An 18,269-nucleotide genomic window follows, 5' to 3' on the forward strand; every position below is an offset into this window, starting at 1 on the left:
TTACATTCCTGAAGTTAGGCTAATAAACAGCGGCAGTGACACAATCGACAGCAGCGAACTCAGTAACAGTACCGCTTCGGCATCCGGTGACTGCACACCAAAGCGATTACCAAATACCACACCAAAGAAACCGGCTGACAGCGCAATCATCAGAATCGCGGTGATCGCGACGGTGCCGTGCAAACCAAACAACATCACAATGCCCCACGCCAGTAACGGTTGGATCAGCAGTTTGGTCACTGTCGAGCTGATCACCATGCTGTTGATTTTCAGCTGACGTGCCGAGAGGATCACCCCGGTCAGGAACAGTGCGGCGGCGGTGGCAGCCAGACCGAGCGGTTTGATCGCGGCCAGCACCAAATCCGGCATTTTGATGCCAATGGCTGACAGCACCACGCCCAATAGCGGTCCCAGCACAATCGGTTTTTTCACCGAACGCCACATCAACACCGGCAGCATCGCCAGCGTTGAACGCTGTGTTTCCCCGGCGGTACGCGCTTTTTCACGTTCGAGAATCAGCAGGCAGAAGGGGGTCATCAGCACTGAACCGCAGGCAATGGAGACGGCAACAGAGAGCGATGTCGCCGAACCTTCTCCTACCACGCTGCCAAGGATGGGCAAACCTAGCGCTGCGTAATTAGGCAACGCCACAGTCAGCGTCAATACAGCCGCATCCTGTGGCGACTTTTTGAAGATTTTAGTGGCAACAAAATAGAGCACCGCGTAGGCCACCCACATCGCCAGCGTCAGCACCACAATCAGCGGCATCTGCGCCACAATCCCGCTCCACGGCGTTTGTACCGTGGCGCTAAACAACGCGGCGGGCAGCGCAAAATCCATCACAAAAATATTGAGCAAAGAGACGTTCTTGTTATCAACCATTTTGGCTTTGCCGGCCCAGAATCCGAGCAACATGATAATGAAGATCGGAGCCAGAGCATGCAGAATCACGTAAGTCATAAATCACCTGTTTGTTATTAAAAGAGTGAGTACTGACGCGATGGTGTTGAATTTATCAGTTGCCGCAGAGGCCGGACGCCGCGTGCGTCCGGCATACTGACAGCCGGCAGGTTGATTTAATGCTTTTTATTATTAGGGTATTACCAACTGGCGCGCAGACGTTCGCGCACCAGTGCCGAGCTTTGACGATTCGGTGCCGCCAGGCGCGAACCTCGACCCGGCACACGGCGCGTATCGTCAATCGCTTCCGCCAGCGTGGCTTTAACACGCGTGATCTCTTCGGCCGTCGGCGCATCCGGATGGGTGATGTCCAGCAGAGATGACAACAGGCCGAGCGTGGCGTAATTACCGATGTCATAGGCCATCGGCGGTACGCTGGCAGCAAGTTTCTCCAGCGCTTCCACGGTACGCAGGGTGATACGCGCCGCCGAGGCTTTACCCATGGCGTGCACCTGCACGGCCGGGTCGTTAAACGCGATCAGTCGATTGGCCTGATAACCGTGCGCCAGAAACGCGCCGGACATTGCCTTACCCACGATCAGCCCAATCACCGGATGCCCGGCCAGACGCGCTTGTGCATAAGCGCCCACAGCGCCCGCCAGTGCCTGATGAATACCAAAGCCCTCTTCACGGCGGCCATAAGCCTGACTTGGCACATCAATCACCGCAATGATGGGTCGCTTCACTGCGTTTGCGGCGTCTTCCGCAATGGTCTCTTGCACCACTTTTGCCAGCGTCCAGCCTTCCAGCAAACCGACTTCGCCTTGCCCAGCGCGTGGATAGCGATTGTGCGCATCCGGAACGACAGCAATGAAACGAGCGGTTTCGCCATTAAGTTCGGCATCCGCGACCTGCACGGACGGGCAAAGCCCTGTGTGGCTGGCAGCGCCGCCGGTTAACTGGCTGAGCCACAGCTCACCCCGACTGTTGTGTGCGCTCATGATTTCACCTCCGGATGGAAGACCTGATGAATGGTGGCTGTGCTGGCCTGTTGAGCGGTATCGAAATGGCTTAAACGCTCAAGATAAAATGCATAGTTTTCACTGCGATGCTGTGCCGGAACCCCTTGCGCCAACGCTGCATCCACTGCCGTTTTCATCGCCTGGACACCGTCTGACACCAGCGCATCGACCAGCCCGCTTTGATAGCGAATCTCGCCACCGGTCATGCTCCAGATAAATGGGCGGTCACGCGAGTCATACTCATCAATGCCCGCTTCCTGCTCAATCACCTGCGGGCCATTCAATCCCAGACGTGCTTCACGCGTCACAATCAAATGGCTGCACAGCGCGGCGGCAATCGACATTCCGCCAAAGCAGCCAACGGTCCCGGCAACAATGCCAATCACCGGTGTGTATTGACGCAGATCGACGATGGCGGCGTGAATATCCGCAATCGCCGCCAGCCCCAAATTGGCTTCCTGCAAGCGCACGCCGCCGGTTTCCAGACACAGAATGGCCTGGGTTGGAATGCCGTTGCGATTGTCTTCAGCCGCCAACTCCAGCGCACCGGCCATTTTTGCGCCGGAGACTTCCCCCATGCTGCCGCCCTGGAAGGTGCCTTCAATGGCAATTACCACGGTGGGATTGCCGTTAAGCGTGCCTTTCATCACCACCATGCCGTCATCGGCTTGTGGCACAATGCCCTGTTTCTCCAGCCAGGGAGACATCACGCCTTCGAACGGATCGAGCAGTTCGCGCGCACTGCCGCTGTCCAGCAATGCCAGCGCACGCTGACGGGCGCGTAATTCGATAAAGCTGCTGTCATCACGCATGGTTCACCTCCTCAAACACCTGTTCGATGCGAATACGCGCAACGCCCGGCGTGGCACCAAAATCGTGGATCACCAGTTGGCCCGCCGGTAGCTCAGTCAGTTCCGCCAGGCGGCTGAACAACGCATCCCAACGCGCTTTGCTGTTATCCACCGAGGTGGTGATCGCCACGCTGAGCAAGGCGCTGTTATCCGCGCGGTACAGCACTTCCATATCACCCGATCCCACTACGCCCGCCAGCGCATTTCCGCTAAGCGTGCGACGTGCCGGGTAAGACAACGTTATCTTTTCCATAGCAACCTCTTAATCAATGAGTGGCGATGCTGACGCGATCGATAAACAGCGTGGCGGCGAGTAAATCAGCCGCGCCGCCGGGAGACGCATTCAGCGCCAGCATCGCGCTATCTAGTTGTTGTAAAGCCTGACGACCCGCTATGTGCGCAGTACCACCCGCCTGTAACACCGCGTGCGCACCACGTTGTAAGGTCAGCAAACCGTTCATGCCTGAGCGGTTGAGCACGCAGGTGTCACTGAGCGAGGTAAGAATCGCCATCAACGCATCAAGCCGCGCCTCGGTTTCATCGGCCCCGGCTTCTCGACTGCGCTGCAACTGCGGCAATGCCAGCTGCGTGATATGCGGAAAGCCCTGTTGCGCTTCTTCACGTGCGCCCGGCACCTGAAAGCGATGCACGGCACGTAACCCTTTACTGAAGGTTTTGGGTGCGTGGCGATCCGGTAAACAAGCCAGTTCAGCGGCACGAGTGCAGAGTTGATCGCTGCTTGCCTCACCGCCGCGCATCGCCGCCGCGCTGACCAGCAAACCCAATGCCCAGATCGCGCCACGATGGGTATTCACCCCGTCGGTGGCAGCCATCATCTGACGCTCCCCTTCGCGACCAAGGCGGCCCACGGTTTCGCGCAGTGCGATATCCGCTGGACGCTGCCAGCACTGTTGCGCCAGCGCATAAAAGGTCGGGGTCAGGCTGCGGGCAGAACGCTCCATCAGCGCCAGCGAGAGATCCTGATGTGCGCCGCTGCCGCGACGATCCACCAGCCCCGGCTTGGGCGTCAGGTTCACTTCTTCGATCAGGCAATCGGTGGCGTGCTGTGCCAGTTGATGCAGGTGGCTTTCAACCGATTGCGGCGCAAGTCGTTTCATTACCAGCTCCGGAATTTTGCCGGTGGGTTGTAAAGGCCATCAGACCATTCGACCAGGTCGGCCACGCTACCGGCCGCCAGCAGCGAACGCGTGGCATCAGATCGGCGAATCCCAAGATCTTCCGGGAACACCACTTTGCCGCTACGACGCAGTTCAGCGACGCGTTTGGCATCCACGCCCAGACCGATATCGGTAATTCCGGCCACCGCCGCCACCATCGCCCGGCGCTCTTCGAGATCCTGCGCGCGATACAGATAGGCAATACCTTCTTCGGTCAGCACATGCGTGACGTCATCGCCATAGATCATTACCGGCGCCAGCGGCATTCCAGAGTTTTTCGCCACTTCAATGGCATCGAGTTTTTCTACGAAGGTCGGCTTCACGCCTGCCTGGAAGGTTTCCACCATCTGCACCACCAGCTTGCGGCCGCGTTCCATGGCATCTTCGCCATTTTTCATTGCCAGCCAGGCGGCAGTGGCATGGCGACGACCGTGCGGATCGTGGCCCATATTTGGCGCACCACCGAAGCCAGAAAGGCGACCGCGCGTAACCGTTGAGGAATTTGCCAGGCCATCGATTTGCAGCGTTGAGCCGATAAACATATCGACGGCATACTGACCTGCCAGCTGGCACATGGCGCGGTTAGAGCGCATCGAACCATCGGCCCCGGTGAAAAAGATATCCGGGCGCGCGCGGATGTACTCTTCCATCCCCAGTTCACCACCGAAGCAGTGCACACTCTCGACCCAGCCGCTTTCGATGGCGGGAATTAAGGTGGGGTGCGGGTTCAGCGTCCAGTGTTTACAAATTTTGCCTTTCAGACCGAGTTGCTCACCGTAGGTTGGCAGCAGCAATTCGATGGCGGCAGTGTTGAAACCAATGCCATGATTGAGCGATTGCACCTGATGTTTGGCGTAGATGCCTTTGATCGCCATCATCGCCATCAGGATGTGTTCCTGTTTGATCAGACGCGGGTCGCGGGTAAACAGCGGTTCGATAAAGAAGGGTTTGTCAGCTACTACTACATAGTCGATCCACGAACCAGGAATATCCACGCGCGGCAGATCACACTCGTCGTCCACCAGTTCGTTAACCTGCGCGATCACAATCCCGTCGTGGAAAGCAGCCGCTTCGACCAGTGCTGGCGTGTCTTCGGTACTTGGCCCGGTGTAGAGATTGCCTTTACGGTCAGCTTTGTATCCGGCGATCAGCGCGACATTCGGTGCGAGGTCTACGTAGAGGCGAGAGTAGAGTTCGATGTAGGTATGAATCGCGCCGATTTCCAGCTGATCGTCTTCCAGTAGCTGCGAAATACGCAGACTTTGCGTGCCGGAAAAGGAGAAATCGAGCTTGCGGGCGATGCCTTTTTCAAAGATGTCGAGGTGTTCACTGCGACCCACGCTCGGCATGATCATATGCAGATTGTGCACCTTTTTCGGGTTAACCTCGGCCAACATACGTGAGAGGAAATCGGCCTGTTTTTGGTTATTGCCTTCCAGTACGACGCGGTCGCCAGGCGAGATTAATTTTTCCAGCATCTCAACCATTTGATCGGTGGGTAATACTTTGCCCTGCACCGGCAACGACGCCTGTCGCCGTTGTTTCTCGGTACGGCGCGTATTCCACACCCGCGCCGTTTGTTGTCCTGATGACATGACTAACCTCCTGAATGAGCGAATCGCTTGATTACGTCAACGCAGGAAAGTGTGGTCTTAAGCGGTGATGCCATCAATCAACCTGAAGGTGGGATCGTTAGCCTGAGAGTAATGATTGAGATGACAGAAATTTGCGGTTGGTCAACGATTGGTGGGGAGAATTGTGTACCGCTGCTTTGGGAGGAGTAAGGGGTGGAGATATGAATAATGTCAGGTAGCTGTGGGCGGCCCTAAGGCCACCCACACTCAATGACTGCCGTAATCCACTTAGTTACAACGGCTTATGTGCCGTCTCTTTTGCCTTCCACACGGCAAACAGCGTGATCAGCAGCGCCAGCGTAACGTACAGCGACACCCACAGCGTGCTGCCCATTTCTTTATACAGCGTAGTAATAATCAACGGCGCAAACCCTCCACCGACAATACCGGCCAGCGTGTAAGCCAGTGATGACCCGGCATAGCGAACGTGGCTGGGAAACTGTTCAGTGACGAACGCGGCTTGTGGGCCATACATGATTGCGTGGATCAGCAGACCCCCTATCACCGCCAGCACAATCAGCACCGGCTGCGTGCTGTCCAGGAGCACGAAGAACACGAATGACCAGATGATCGCCAACACTGCGCCAGTGATGTACACCGGGCGGCGTCCCCATTTATCAGATAGCGCGCCAAACATCGGGACGGTGATCGCATTCCCTATTGCACCTAACATCGTAGCCATCAAAGCCAAAGGGCGTGGCAGTTGCAGCACGGTGGTGACATAGGTCAGGGTAAACACCACCACCAGCGCGTACAGTACATCAGAACCGATACGTGATCCCCCCGCAATCAGCAGCTGTTTCGAATAGTTGACAAACACCTCTTTCAGTGGCGTATGCGTCGTTTTTTCCGCAACCTGCATCGCGACAAAGGTCGGTGTCTCTTCCACGCCACGACGCAGCCACAATCCAAATAGCACCAGCAGCAGACTCAGCAGGAACGGAATGCGCCAGCCCCATGCCTGGAACTGATCGCCGCTCATCATCACCGTCACCAGGGTGATAAACCCGGTGCCAATCAAGGTTCCGCAGGAAGGCCCCACCTGTGCAAAAGATGCATTACGCCCACGTTTATCAGCATCACCGTGCTCCATCGACAGTAAAACGGCACCCGCCCATTCACCGCCCAGTGCAATACCCTGCACAAAACGCAGCGCGACCAACAGCACCGGACTCCAGATGCCCCACACCGCATAGCCTGGCAGCAAGCCCATTAAGGCGGTGGTGACGCCCATGATCACCAGCGTGATGATCAACACGGCTTTGCGCCCTGCGACATCCCCCAGATGACCAAACACAAAACCGCCCAGCGGACGTGAAATGTAACCTACCGCATAGGTCGAAAACGCCAGAATGGTGCCAACCAGCGGATCAAAACTGGGGAAGAACACATGGTTAAACACCAGTGCCGCCATAATGTTGTAGACGGTGAAGTCGTACCATTCCAGCGCGGTGCCGATGGAACTGGCAGCGGCCAGGCGCCCGGTTTTCGAAGCCGTGCGCTTATCACGCACCGTCTGCTGCAATGAAGAGTCTGTATTAGCCATGTGCCAACTCCTGTTTAGTTAACTGCCAGCTAAAGGCATAGCGTTGAACATCGCCGGTCATCAATTCCGCCGCGTGTGCGGCCAACTGGTCACAGCTTGATGCGTCACTGCAGTGAATCAGTAGCATCGGTAGCATCTGCCGCTGTCCTTTACTCTCCATCGGCAACGGAGAACTGAGCGCCACATCCGGGGTCAGTAAATTGGAGGCAACATAGCCCGGGGTATGGCTAATTTGCTGCTGCCACGCAGTCAACACGCTGGCATCCAGCGCTTTCAGCGTCACCACCGCCAGATGGCTGCCGGTCCCTTTGCCATGCTTATGGGTGATCGCGCTGACCCGACGCATTGGATTAACCATCTTTTGCAGATTTTTCACTGACCATTCGGTCTGGCGAGTGAAGGCTGCGTGATAATCCGCACTGGTAAAGGCTTCCAGCGCCTCGGTTTCATACAGGCCAAGATATTTGCGCTTGGCATGGATAGCCTGATAGCGCGTTCCGCTTAAGAAGCCACGAATCGCGACGCGCTCTTCTACATGTTCATGGTCATACCATTGGTTGAAGTCCGCTTCGTCTTCAGCGCCAATGTTAGTGGCGACAAACAGCATGCCGTGGGATTGAGTCATCATCAGGATCTCCAGTTGAGGGCAGTTTCCACGGCGAGCGACCAGCTGATTAAGCGGGCGTCATCACCATGAACAGAAGCAAGGCTTAGGCCAACCGGCGCACTACCGGTTTGATGGCAGGGTAAAGAGAGTGCACAGCCGTCCAGCATGTTGATTACGCTGGTGTTACGCAGCATCAGCGCGTTGACCTCCATGTACTGCTGCGCATCCTCCAGAGAAGCGAGGGTCGGTGCGATACGCGGAACGGTGGGCATGAGTAAGGCGTCAAAGTCTGCCAGCGCGCTATTAATGCGGTGCTGCCACGCTTTGCGCTGTTGATGAAGTTCACGGGCATCTTGCTCCGTCAGCAAACTGCCGCGCTGCACACGCGCTAACACTTGAGGATCGTAAGCTTCGGGTTGCGCCAGTGCGGATTGTTGATGCCATTGCCATGCCTCGTAAGCGGTAATGCCGCCACGCGCATTCATACTGTTCAACTCATCAAGCTCTTCAAGCGGCAGTGCAACCAGGGTGGCACCGGCCTGTTCCAGTGCTTCGATGGCATTTTTCCAGGCTTGCGCAACGTCTTCGTCGAGTCCCTCCAGCACGCGGGTCTGCGGGATAGCGAAACGAGCACTGCGTAACTCCACCTGCTGGAGTTCAAGCGGCTGTTCCGCGATGACGCTGTCCAGCAGCCAGCAGCTGCGCACGTCATGGGCAATCACGCCGATGCTGTCGAGCGAGGCAGAGAGCGGTAACGTACCCGCCTGATTGATGCGATTCGCGGTGGGTTTAAAGCCGGTCAAGCCGCACAGCGCAGCAGGAATACGCACCGATCCACCGGTGTCAGTACCGATAGCGCCCAGGCACATGCCGTCTGCCACGGCGACAGCTGCACCAGAAGAAGAACCGCCCGGAATGCGTTTGTCTTCGCGACGCCACGGATTAGCCGGTGTGCCGTAATGCGGATTGATACCCAGCCCGGAAAAGGCAAATTCGGTCATGTTGGTTTTACCGATAATCGCCGCCCCAGCCTGATGTAAGCGATCAACCACGTGGGCATTCGCTGCTGCCGGTTCTGCATTCAGGAGCAAATGTGAACCCGCCGTGGTTGGCTCGCCTTGCACATCAAAGAGATCTTTGATGCTGACAGGCAGCCCATCAATAGCACTGAAGGCTTGCTGTGTTTGCCAGCGCGCACTCGCTGCTGTTGACTGTTGAGCGGCCTGGGTGGCATAGCGGGTGGTGAAAACAAGATCCCCCTCTTTTGACGGATCCTGCGCTGCGCGCAATGCCGATTCAGTAAAAGCTTCAGGAGACGCATTACCTGCCTGAAGCTGCTGACTTGCTTGCCAGAGTGTGGTCATTAGCATGCTCCTTAAGCGACCACTGGCAGCGCGCCAGTGCAGTAAGCGTGTTCAAGCGTGCGATTCAGGCGCGGGTCGTGCAACGCCATGCGAAATTCGCTGGAAGGTCGAATACCGCCAATCGCACCCAGCGTGCCGCAGGACATTGCCAATCCTTCTTGTGCGGTGTTGCCGTTCAGATAGCGGGCCAGTAGATCTTGCGGCGTGAGTAATGAGGCCAGCGTGCCCTGCTGATAAACAACCCATTCGCCCTGCTCTTTTATCCACGAGGTCAGCTCCAGCGTATCCCAGTGCTCAACCACCTCGCTCATGCGCCAGGCTTTGCTGGCAACCGGTTTAATACAGGCCTGTTTGGAAAGGGCAACGCTGAAGGTTTCCAGATAACGATCGGTGTGATCTGAAGTGAGGGAGACCCACCATTCGCCCCGATGGAAAAACACAAAGGGCTCAGCTTCCCCGGAGGTTTCATCGCCGACCACTTCCAGCAGTGGCTCTTGGCTCAGTTGATTGGTCGCAACGCGGTAAAACAACGGTACTGCACCGGGAGCGGGCACACCCAGTGCCTCAAGCTCCCTGATATGGTGCAACACCGCATCACTATCGCGTCCGGCCCAACCCGCAATAATGAAATGGGAAACCTCGACATCGAGCGTGCTAGCGGCTTTATCGCCGGTTGTGAACTGAAGGTGCATGTGATGATCTCCATTTGAAAAATCACTGTGAAATTTCACTGTGTTTTCAAACTAGCGATTTTCATGCCAGATTTTTGTGTAATATGTCTCATTGGCAAAAAAAGGAACGTCGTGATGAGTGAGTCAGTTACTGAAAATGTGAACCCAGCCAGCCGGGAAAAGAGCCTCTCTTTGAATGAACAGGCTTATCTGGCGTTCAGGCACAAGCTCATCACGCTTCGCTACAAACCAGGGGAGTATTTAAATACCGCTCAGGTGATGGATGATTTGGCAATGGGTCGGACGCCGATCAATCAAGCGATTCATCGGCTGGCCACCGAGGGGCTGTTGCAGATCATCCCGCGCAAAGGCGTGATGGTGGCACCTTTGTCGATAGATGATGCACTGGAGTTAATTGAGGTGAGATTGGTCAATGAAACCCTGTGTGTTGAGCTAGCCAGTCAGAAAGTTATTGATTCACACATTCAACAGCTGCGCGAACTGAACCAGCAAATCGCCAGAGCGAGCGAATCACGTAGTCGCGAGGAAATGATGTTGCTGGATCGCGAATTTCATCAGGTGCTGGCCGATATCGCCGGAAACAGTCGGCTGTCAGATATTCTGAGTGTGATTCATGCGCAGGCACAGCGCTTTTGGGCGACAACGTTGTCCAATGTTGTCCATATGGATGAAGTCATTGCGGAGCATAATGAGATTATTGAGGCGCTGAAGTCTGGCGATAAGCAACGCGCGGCCGATGCGGCCCGTGCTCATATTTTCTCGTTTAAGCGCGCCCTGCTTTCGACTTGATGTCTACCGCCGTTCTCCACCCTGCCGCTTATATCTTGTAGGAAACCAAGCAACCGGATTGCGGCGGCTGGGCGCTGACATGTTGGGATCCTAACGACGACTTGAATTTTTTTTGCTGTAAAAACGCTTTTTCTTTTTACCATGAAAAATGGCGTAAATTGAAAATGCCAACACGATACATAATATAAAGACCAAAACCAGTTGTGACATAACCAGCCTTCTTAATGTTTAGAGACAATGCCTTTCGCAATAGAGATCAGCGCTCGCTCAGAGAATGAACTCCTGATATGCAAACGTCTTTTGCAATATGACAAATTATTTTTGATGGTTGAGTAACTTTTGTTCATCAGCGCCGCAATATCGGCAATCTCAACGCCCAGTGATTTCATGTAGATGATTTGCATACTTTGCAGCGACAACATTACGCCTCTATTCTCATGCAATAGCACCGCACTCATGATATAGCACAGCAGCGCATTGGCTGAGGATCTCAGCGAAACAAAATGAATCCGGGAATAGACCTCGTAATTGTCCTTATCCTGCGTCAGCACGAAAATAAATACGCGCTCGCCGTATCTTTTTCGTAAGACAAAAACATCATTCATTCTTGCCTCTAAAGACACCGAGCAAGCATTTACGATAATGATAGCACTGTCGGTTTGTTGCTGTGGAAATCTCTCACGCATCATGGCTGAAATACCCGCTACGGTATATTGGCAATCTGAATACAGCACGAGCGAAGTCGTTCCCAGATTAAGTACCCTGGCGTTAGTCAGTGGCAAGCGAATACCCACGCAATGTTGCAATTAATTAGGCTTTTTCTGATTTACATTGGACTTAAGTATCAAAAAAAATCATACACCTTTCATATCATGCCGCGCAGGGTTATTTCATTTCGCTTGCGAGTTATTTGCGAAATACTTACGTACCAGCATTGAGACAAACCGAATAAGGGAGATTTATTCAAATAATTGGGGTCTGGAAAGGAAAAAATCTTCGATAAATTTGAATATGAAGAATTTGGCACGCTGTTACTAATGAACTTTACGTGCCACTCTAAAATGGTGTCTGCGTGGCAAGCGTTGCGCTGCTAACGGCAGCGCACCCATTTACTTAACGCTCATCAACCGCTCATCCGCCCCGATTTTACGTGGAGCTGATGGATTGATATCGCAATTATGCGGCAGCAGTGCCGTAATAATGCCGGCCACTACCAGCGATCCCGCCAGCCAGCACACCGCCACACTCTGCCCATATAGCATCGTCATTATGCCGACCAGGTACGGCCCGCAGAATCCGCCCAGATTACCCAGCCCGTTGATTACGCCACGCGCACCTCCCGCCACCTCTGGCGAGGCAATACGTCCGGGAATTGACCAAAATGGGCTGGTCGCCGCTTTCAGGAAGAAACCGCACACCACCAGCGCGATATAAGACGCGACGATATTGCTGTGCAGCACCACCGATGCCAGCAGCGCAGCGGCGAAGCAGAACAGGGAAACCATCACCCACAAACGGCGTTTTCCTGTACGGTCGCTGAGCCACGAAATCGCATATATCCCCAGAATAGTGGCAACAAACGGGATCGCCGCTAACAACCCCACCCCCGCCATATTCGTGCCGGTGAGATTTTTCAGAATGCTCGGCAGCCACAGCGTGTAGCCGTAATCGCCGGTCTGATAGAAGAAGTTCAGTGCCACCAGTTTCATCAAGCCAGAATTACGGAAAACCGCTTTTAATGGCGCTTTGTTCACTGGCGCAGCACTGCGATGCGCGGCGCGCTCGCGGGCCAGTTCCCGTAACAGATACGCTTTCTCACGGGCAGGGAGCCAGCGCGCCTCTTCCGGGCGATCGGCGATCACCAGCCACCACACCAGCAACACCGCTGCAGACAGCAAACCTTCAATAATAAACAGCCAGCGCCAGTCGAGTACGTTGATGATGTAGCCAGAAATCGGGGCGGTAAACATGCCACCCAGTGGCGCGAACATCATCACGAAGGCATTGGCGCGCCCGAGTTCCTTTTCCGGGAACCAGTTGCTGACCATGGTGAGTACCACTGGCAGCATACCGCCTTCGGAGATACCCAGCACAAAGCGCAGCGCCAGCAGTTGGTAGTGGTTGGTGACGAAGCCAGTGGCGATAGAGACCACCATCCACGCCATCAGTGACCAGGCGATAAAGCGTTTACCGCTACCATTCACCGCGATCCGTCCGCCTGGTACCTGTAAGAACAGGTAACCAATAAAGAAGATGCCGCTGACCATACCGGCCATCTGGCTGGTGATCGCCAGGTCCTGATCCATGCCGCCCGGCAGCGCGAAACTGATGTTCACACGGTCCATAAACGAGATGATGCAGGTAATTAAAATCGGGGCAATAACGCGATACCAACGTGTTCCGGGGATTTTCTCGTGCATAACGCCCTCTCTCTTTGCGCAACCATGCGTAAACTCTATGGCTTCTTATTAAAGAGAGTTTGGTAATAATTATTGCGATCCTAATCACTGAGATGAATGTTAAGAAACTGTGTTACTTACGGCGTGATCGCAGGGGCAAAATTCTCTGGTTTTAGAGCCATCAAGCGCAGCCATACGATTTTTGGCGGGATGATTGATTAGGATTGGTGGCTGAAATAGCAGGTGTAACCTGATGCCGTAACATGACACGCAACAAGGTCGCCATAATAGGCGACCTTGCGAAGGTTAATGCAGTTTGTAGTGTGCGCATTCTTGCGCACCTGGAATCAATCTACACGCCTGCCACGCATCAAGCGCCACGCGACAATCACCACCAGCAACACAATGATCGCGCCGATCATACCCGGCAACATCATCGGTTGCAGACGCGCCAGCAGCGGTGGATGACCGCCCTTTCTCACCCACGCCACATCACCCGCCGTCACGGTAACCTCGGCATTGCCGTAATGCGCTAACACGAAGTTACTGATATCGGCGACCTGCTGGTCATTCAGTTTGTCGACATAGGACGGCGAACTGAAGCCCGGCATCAGCACCTGATAATCGGCGGTGTCACGTTGCACACCAAACAAAATGGCAGAGATCAGGTTGTTCGGATTACGCAGCCCGGTTGCCGTGTTGTGGAACAATGATGGATAGGCCTGATTAGCACTGCCCGCGCCATCCGGCTGGTGACAGCTGGCGCAGTTGCCGCTGAACAGCGCCGCGCCGTTGTCCAGCGAGTGATTGGCGTTGTTCGGATTGCGCCCACGCACGCTGTTTTCCACATCATAAGGCGCGCCGTAGCTGAAGGCTGGAATAGTGTCGCCTTCATCACGAATCGGTGCGGTGCCTTTCAGTTAAGTGGCGATAGCATGTAAATCGCTGTCCGGCAGATACTGCAGGCTGTGCTCAACCGCTTCCGCCATACCGCCCGCCGCCTGGTTTTTGCCCGGTGCGCGTCCGGTTTTCAGATACTGCACCAACTCGTCATCGCTCCAGCCGCCAATTCCGCTCACCTCATCCGACGTGATGTTTGGCGCATACCAGCTACCCAGCGGTCCGCCAGCCAGTGGACGATCCTGCTGCTCCTGCATCATAAATCCGCGCGGAGTATGGCAGGTGTTGCAGTGTGCCAGCCCGTTCACCAGATAGTTACCGCGATTCCACTCCACGCTTTTGCTGCCATCGTTCTGCCACATCTTGTTGTTGGCGAACATCATGTTCCAGAAGCGCATGCTGAAGCGCAGATTAAACGGGAACGGCAGATCGGTCTGCGGGTTGTGCTGCGCCTGCGCTTTGACGCCATGCATCATGTAGTAGTAAAGCGTGTGCAGATCTTCATCGGTCATCATGCTGTAAGAGGTATATGGCATCGCCGGATAGAGTTGCGCGCCGTCCGCGCGAACACCGTGCCGCACTGCCTCGGAGAACTGGGCCTCGCTATAATTGCCGATGCCGCTGCTATCCGGCGTAATGTTGGTGGCGTAAATGGTGCCCATCGGCGAAGCAATACCGTATCCACCGCGGTAAGCGGTTTTACTGCCCGGCGCAGTGTGGCACGCCTGGCAGTCAGACGCGGTGGCAACCTGTTCACCCTGACGCAGCAAATTCACGTCCATAGCTCTAAATGATAATTTAGCTCAAAAATTGTTGGGTTTGGGATAGTTGCGAGGAGGGATTGAATGTGGGTAAAAATTAATCACACAGACAGTTGAACGCTATTATTGAAAGCGCTCTCTGATGTGCTGAAGATATTCGCAGATCATAAAGATGGTTGGGGAATAGCGTTCTGGTTCTTGTCAGTGAACAGCTTTCTTGGTGGTCAACGCCCACAGGATATGTTGGCTAAACACTCAGAGCGGGTGATTGAAGCCGCAAGGGACGAAATCGAAGGGGTTGGACATGGATAAACGGCCAGAGCAAATGAAGGCTCAGCCCCTCTGCATTAATAATTCATTGACGTTGGTAAATGACATTTAGTTCGATAATACAGTTATTGACCTGGATATAAGAAATACGAGGCTGATAGATACCGGTCAATAACAGCGCCGGATTTCGTTAAATTAAATAACCCTGCAATTAAAATAGCTACATATCGCTTATTAGTCTTATTAGTCTTATTAGTCTTATTATTTTATTCTGGTTCTTAAATGTGTTCTGATGATGTTATTGCCACTCCCATGGATTGAGCAACATAACGCCTAGTCCTTCAAAGTCCCTGGTATTTCGCGTAACTACAGTCATATCATGACGAAAGGCAGCGGCCGCGATCATTGCATCATTCGCGGAACGTTGGTCGGGTACATGGAGGCTCGCACAATAAATGGCAGTTTCGGCATCAAAAGGCAGTACACGGCCTGAAAACTCACGTAATACCACTGATGCAAACCATTCGCGTAGCATTTCTCCCTGACGCACATCCTTTCGCAACACCTGAAGGATGCCTTTTTCGATCTCCATAATCGTAATCGCTGATATGAACATATCACCCGCATCTACCGTATCCGTCCAGTTGGATACTTGTGGATCAATTTTGGGCGTCCTTGCCTTACGCATTTCCGAAATGACATTGGTATCAAGCAAATATCTCATGAAAAATCCACATCCCTGAAGTCTATGTCCACTCGTTGAGGATCAAAATCGATATCAGCGACACCGGGCATAGCAAGTGCATCCTGGATATTGCGTCGTGTACCCGTTAGCTTTTTATATTCCTCAAACGTCATCAATACGTGGGCTGGTTCTCCGCGATCAGTGATGTATACAGGGCCTTCCTCCGCCAGTTTTTTCGCAGCTGATACCTGCTGATTGAACGAACGGCTCGAAATTGTTGAGATACCCATAACAGCCTCCTGAGAATGAAGAAACATAACTACATGATACGTCAGCTGCACAATATTTCAACACCATGCTGAAAATAAGCATGTTTCAAGGGTACTGGAAATCTAGCTGATTGAAGTTCAAGAAAAATAAGAATAGCGGTGATAAATTAGCAGCGGCGTTTTCACATCCTCCGGCAAGCGCTCACTCAGCGGCTTTTCAAATATCGCCAGGCACTGCTCGATCTCGCGCCGCATGTCATGCCCCAGCACCATATCCATGGTCCCTTTCTCCAGCAGCAAGCGACTCGATTCACTCAACTCATGCCCGGCGAAGATCACCTGATCCTGTACACCAAATGCCTCTAACGCTTTAGCTACGCCTTCGTTGCCGCCCGCCGTGTTGTAAATTCCGGCCAGCGGTTTGCCCTCTTCCAGCCACTTTTTCACGCTGTGCCAGGCGGTTGCGGCTTCGTCGTTAATGTTGACGCGGTCGCGAATCGTCAGCCACGGGAAAGCCTCTCGCAGCACGCGACGAAAGCCGATCTCGCGCTCCTCCTGGGTGCGATAGGTCGAACTGCAAATCAGCAGAATATTGCCTGGTTGCTGCGGCGGCAGCATGCGGCCCATAAACCAACCGGCAGTCGCGCCTGAAGCGGTCTGATCGATACCCACATAAGCAGTACGCCGCGAATTGGGCAGATCGCTGGTGAGGCAAATCACCTGCACACCATCATCAATGGCGGCTTTAACCGCACGGTTGATCTTCACGTCATCGCGACACACCAGAATAATGCCGCTGGCTTCAGTAGCGCGGCGTTCAATCAGCTTGCTAAAGCGGTCAGCGTGGAATTGCGCACTCGGTAGCGTATCCAACGTGATGTGCAGTTGTGGACGTTCGCGCATTACCGCGCGTGCATGAAACTCAAGCTGCGCGACAAAGCTGGTGCCGGATTCACACACAATCGCGATACGTTTTGCCGCTCCGCGAGGGTCTTCTGTGTCACTCAGCCCCAACCGCACCATGGCATTTTCAACTTTCTTGCGCGTCACCTCGCGCACGCCTTGCCGTCCATTGATCACGCGGTCTACGGTGGCGGGACTGACGCCCGCTTCCTGCGCGATGGCTTTAATGGATGGCGATTTCCAGTTTTGCAGCGTCATGATATTTCCTGATGTCCTTCACCTCATGGATGAAACAGTAGCTTGATAAGACACTGATAATCAAATTGTTATAACTCCATGAATCCAGCGAACAATCATATATTTGAGGTCATTAACCTCAAATTTTCATGTGATCGGCCTCATCCTTTTAGCATCCGTTTCAGGCTTTGCTTTGACTTAAAACTTCACCAATACGCTTAATAGCGCCATCACCTGTCGCCCTCATAGGAATTAAAAAATGCTCAATGTTGCTCTCTTAGGTGCTGGCCGTATTGGACAGATCCACGCTGGGAATATCGCCGCGCATCCGCAATGTCGTCTGGCGTATGTGATGGATGTCTACGCCCCTGCTGCTAATGTGCTGGCAGAGAAATACAGTGCCAAAGTGGCAGATCTCGACACCATTCTGGCGGACAGTTCGGTTGATCTGGTGGCGATTTGCAGCGCCACTAACACCCATGCAGATTTGATTGAAGCCGCCGCGCGCGCCAAAAAAGCCATCTTCTGTGAGAAGCCGGTGGATTTAAGTTTGCAGCGCGTGCAGAGCTGTTTAGCCACGGTGCGTGAAGCAGGCGTGCCATTGATGGTTGGCTTTAACCGACGCTTTGACCCGAGCATGGCGCATTTGCAGGCGTGTCTGCGTGATGGCGAGATTGGTGAAACCGAACTGGTGACCATCAGCTCACGCGATCCGGGCGCACCGCCTGCTGAGTACGTTAAAGTCTCAGGCGGTCTGTTCCGTGATATGACGATTCATGATTTTGATATGGCGCGCTGGTTGTTAAATGAAGAGCCGGTATCGGTGTACGCCAGCGCGGCGGCGCTGGTTGATCCCGAAATTAAAGCGCTGGGCGATGTCGATACCGCCGTTGTCACCCTCACCTGTGCCAGCGGCAAGATGGCGGTGATCACCAACAGCCGTCGTGCCAGCTACGGCTACGATCAGCGTATTGAAGTGCACGGCAGCGAAGGGATGTTGCAGGTAACGAATCAGCTGGAGTCTCAGCTGGTGAAATCCGTGGCAAACGGGGTGGTGGCGCAGAAGCCGCAGCACTTCTTCCTGCAGCGTTATGCCGATGCTTACCGCAATGAACTGGCGACCCTCATTGAGGCGCTGGCAAAAGGCGAAGGCCAGTACCCTGGCGGGAATGATGGGTTGCAGGCGTTATTACTGGCGGATGCAGCGCTCGAGTCATTGAAAACCGGCAAGCCGGTATCGCCGCAGTCGCTACTATAAGACG

General features: G+C 54.2%; 17 protein-coding genes and 1 pseudogene. 2 read left to right on the forward strand and 16 right to left on the reverse strand.

The window, feature by feature from the left end; all coding sequences use genetic code 11:
• From FD737_RS17230 to FD737_RS17275, 10 genes are all read right to left on the reverse strand, one after another.
• A complete protein-coding gene (locus tag FD737_RS17230; RefSeq protein ID WP_058961684.1) occupies positions 1 to 960 on the reverse strand; it encodes an AEC family transporter in 960 nt (319 codons plus the stop codon).
• Between the two features lie 140 nt (positions 961 to 1,100).
• Positions 1,101 to 1,901 (reverse strand): biotin-independent malonate decarboxylase subunit gamma, encoded by an 801-nt coding sequence (mdcE, locus tag FD737_RS17235; protein WP_160834098.1) that lies wholly within the window; start codon positions 1,899 to 1,901, stop codon positions 1,101 to 1,103.
• On the reverse strand, positions 1,898 to 2,734 hold the full coding sequence (locus tag FD737_RS17240) for a biotin-independent malonate decarboxylase subunit beta (RefSeq protein ID WP_160834099.1): 837 nt from the start codon (positions 2,732 to 2,734) through the stop codon (positions 1,898 to 1,900). Before FD737_RS17240 ends, mdcE begins: the two co-directional genes overlap by 4 nt.
• Positions 2,727 to 3,026 carry a malonate decarboxylase acyl carrier protein gene (gene mdcC / locus FD737_RS17245; RefSeq protein ID WP_160834100.1) on the reverse strand — a complete coding sequence of 100 codons (300 nt, stop codon included), beginning with the start codon at positions 3,024 to 3,026 and terminating at the stop codon, positions 2,727 to 2,729. The genes FD737_RS17240 and mdcC overlap by 8 nt, the downstream gene beginning before the upstream one ends.
• A gap of 13 nt (positions 3,027 to 3,039) precedes the next feature.
• Positions 3,040 to 3,891, reverse strand: coding sequence for a triphosphoribosyl-dephospho-CoA synthase (locus FD737_RS17250; protein WP_097118797.1), 852 nt, complete (start codon positions 3,889 to 3,891; stop codon positions 3,040 to 3,042).
• A complete protein-coding gene (mdcA, locus tag FD737_RS17255; RefSeq protein WP_160834101.1) occupies positions 3,891 to 5,546 on the reverse strand; it encodes a malonate decarboxylase subunit alpha in 1,656 nt (551 codons plus the stop codon). Before mdcA ends, FD737_RS17250 begins: the two co-directional genes overlap by 1 nt.
• A gap of 271 nt (positions 5,547 to 5,817) precedes the next feature.
• On the reverse strand, positions 5,818 to 7,131 hold the full coding sequence (locus FD737_RS17260; protein WP_160834102.1) for an MFS transporter: 1,314 nt from the start codon (positions 7,129 to 7,131) through the stop codon (positions 5,818 to 5,820).
• The gene (locus FD737_RS17265; RefSeq protein WP_202404589.1) at positions 7,124 to 7,759 is read right to left on the reverse strand and encodes a DUF4286 family protein; all 636 of its coding nucleotides are present in this window, start codon (positions 7,757 to 7,759) and stop codon (positions 7,124 to 7,126) included. The genes FD737_RS17260 and FD737_RS17265 overlap by 8 nt, the downstream gene beginning before the upstream one ends.
• Complete coding sequence (locus tag FD737_RS17270) at positions 7,759 to 9,102, reverse strand: amidase (RefSeq protein ID WP_160834103.1); 1,344 nt, start codon at positions 9,100 to 9,102, stop codon at positions 7,759 to 7,761. The genes FD737_RS17265 and FD737_RS17270 overlap by 1 nt, the downstream gene beginning before the upstream one ends.
• A gap of 11 nt (positions 9,103 to 9,113) precedes the next feature.
• Positions 9,114 to 9,794, reverse strand: a complete 681-nt coding sequence (locus FD737_RS17275; protein WP_160834104.1) for a DUF2848 domain-containing protein — start codon at positions 9,792 to 9,794, stop codon at positions 9,114 to 9,116.
• 114 nt (positions 9,795 to 9,908) lie between these two features.
• On the opposite strand from FD737_RS17275, the gene FD737_RS17280 reads away from it, so the two are divergent.
• The gene (locus tag FD737_RS17280) at positions 9,909 to 10,583 is read left to right on the forward strand and encodes a GntR family transcriptional regulator (RefSeq protein ID WP_097118793.1); all 675 of its coding nucleotides are present in this window, start codon (positions 9,909 to 9,911) and stop codon (positions 10,581 to 10,583) included.
• 221 nt (positions 10,584 to 10,804) lie between these two features.
• Here FD737_RS17280 and FD737_RS17285 read toward each other — a convergent pair whose 3' ends face one another.
• From FD737_RS17285 to FD737_RS17310, 6 genes and pseudogenes are all read right to left on the reverse strand, one after another.
• Positions 10,805 to 11,377: a hypothetical protein gene (locus FD737_RS17285; protein ID WP_160834105.1), complete on the reverse strand. Its 573-nt coding sequence runs from the start codon at positions 11,375 to 11,377 to the stop codon at positions 10,805 to 10,807.
• Positions 11,378 to 11,692: 315 nt separating this feature from the next.
• The gene (locus tag FD737_RS17290) at positions 11,693 to 13,003 is read right to left on the reverse strand and encodes an MFS transporter (RefSeq protein ID WP_160834106.1); all 1,311 of its coding nucleotides are present in this window, start codon (positions 13,001 to 13,003) and stop codon (positions 11,693 to 11,695) included.
• A gap of 326 nt (positions 13,004 to 13,329) precedes the next feature.
• Positions 13,330 to 14,652: pseudogene (locus FD737_RS17295) on the reverse strand (cytochrome c); the annotation flags it as partial.
• Between the two features lie 559 nt (positions 14,653 to 15,211).
• Positions 15,212 to 15,637 (reverse strand): type II toxin-antitoxin system VapC family toxin, encoded by a 426-nt coding sequence (locus tag FD737_RS17300; RefSeq protein WP_097118791.1) that lies wholly within the window; start codon positions 15,635 to 15,637, stop codon positions 15,212 to 15,214.
• Positions 15,634 to 15,888, reverse strand: a complete 255-nt coding sequence (locus tag FD737_RS17305; protein ID WP_034831240.1) for a type II toxin-antitoxin system Phd/YefM family antitoxin — start codon at positions 15,886 to 15,888, stop codon at positions 15,634 to 15,636. Before FD737_RS17305 ends, FD737_RS17300 begins: the two co-directional genes overlap by 4 nt.
• A 117-nt stretch (positions 15,889 to 16,005) precedes the next feature.
• A complete protein-coding gene (locus tag FD737_RS17310; RefSeq protein ID WP_160834107.1) occupies positions 16,006 to 17,028 on the reverse strand; it encodes a LacI family DNA-binding transcriptional regulator in 1,023 nt (340 codons plus the stop codon).
• A 238-nt stretch (positions 17,029 to 17,266) separates the two neighbouring features.
• Here FD737_RS17310 and iolG point away from each other — a divergent pair, with 238 nt between their 5' ends.
• Positions 17,267 to 18,265 (forward strand): inositol 2-dehydrogenase, encoded by a 999-nt coding sequence (iolG, locus tag FD737_RS17315; protein ID WP_160834108.1) that lies wholly within the window; start codon positions 17,267 to 17,269, stop codon positions 18,263 to 18,265.
• The last annotated feature ends 4 nt before the right edge of the window (positions 18,266 to 18,269 follow it).

It is taken from the genome of Pantoea sp. Seng (genome assembly GCF_009829935.1).
In the GTDB taxonomy this organism is placed as follows: Bacteria; Pseudomonadota; Gammaproteobacteria; order Enterobacterales; family Enterobacteriaceae; genus Pantoea; species Pantoea communis.

Coding starts and splice junctions, on each gene's coding strand:
- mdcE (WP_160834098.1), bottom strand. CDS start 1,901: ATGAGCGCACACAACAGTCGGGGTGAGCTGTGGCTCAGCCAGTTAACC.
- FD737_RS17280 (WP_097118793.1), top strand. CDS start 9,909: ATGAGTGAGTCAGTTACTGAAAATGTGAACCCAGCCAGCCGGGAAAAG.
- mdcC (WP_160834100.1), bottom strand. CDS start 3,026: ATGGAAAAGATAACGTTGTCTTACCCGGCACGTCGCACGCTTAGCGGA.
- FD737_RS17250 (WP_097118797.1), bottom strand. CDS start 3,891: ATGAAACGACTTGCGCCGCAATCGGTTGAAAGCCACCTGCATCAACTG.
- FD737_RS17240 (WP_160834099.1), bottom strand. CDS start 2,734: ATGCGTGATGACAGCAGCTTTATCGAATTACGCGCCCGTCAGCGTGCG.
- FD737_RS17270 (WP_160834103.1), bottom strand. CDS start 9,102: ATGACCACACTCTGGCAAGCAAGTCAGCAGCTTCAGGCAGGTAATGCG.
- FD737_RS17300 (WP_097118791.1), bottom strand. CDS start 15,637: ATGAGATATTTGCTTGATACCAATGTCATTTCGGAAATGCGTAAGGCA.
- FD737_RS17275 (WP_160834104.1), bottom strand. CDS start 9,794: ATGCACCTTCAGTTCACAACCGGCGATAAAGCCGCTAGCACGCTCGAT.
- mdcA (WP_160834101.1), bottom strand. CDS start 5,546: ATGTCATCAGGACAACAAACGGCGCGGGTGTGGAATACGCGCCGTACC.
- FD737_RS17230 (WP_058961684.1), bottom strand. CDS start 960: ATGACTTACGTGATTCTGCATGCTCTGGCTCCGATCTTCATTATCATG.
- FD737_RS17290 (WP_160834106.1), bottom strand. CDS start 13,003: ATGCACGAGAAAATCCCCGGAACACGTTGGTATCGCGTTATTGCCCCG.
- FD737_RS17260 (WP_160834102.1), bottom strand. CDS start 7,131: ATGGCTAATACAGACTCTTCATTGCAGCAGACGGTGCGTGATAAGCGC.
- iolG (WP_160834108.1), top strand. CDS start 17,267: ATGCTCAATGTTGCTCTCTTAGGTGCTGGCCGTATTGGACAGATCCAC.
- FD737_RS17305 (WP_034831240.1), bottom strand. CDS start 15,888: ATGGGTATCTCAACAATTTCGAGCCGTTCGTTCAATCAGCAGGTATCA.
- FD737_RS17265 (WP_202404589.1), bottom strand. CDS start 7,759: ATGATGACTCAATCCCACGGCATGCTGTTTGTCGCCACTAACATTGGC.
- FD737_RS17310 (WP_160834107.1), bottom strand. CDS start 17,028: ATGACGCTGCAAAACTGGAAATCGCCATCCATTAAAGCCATCGCGCAG.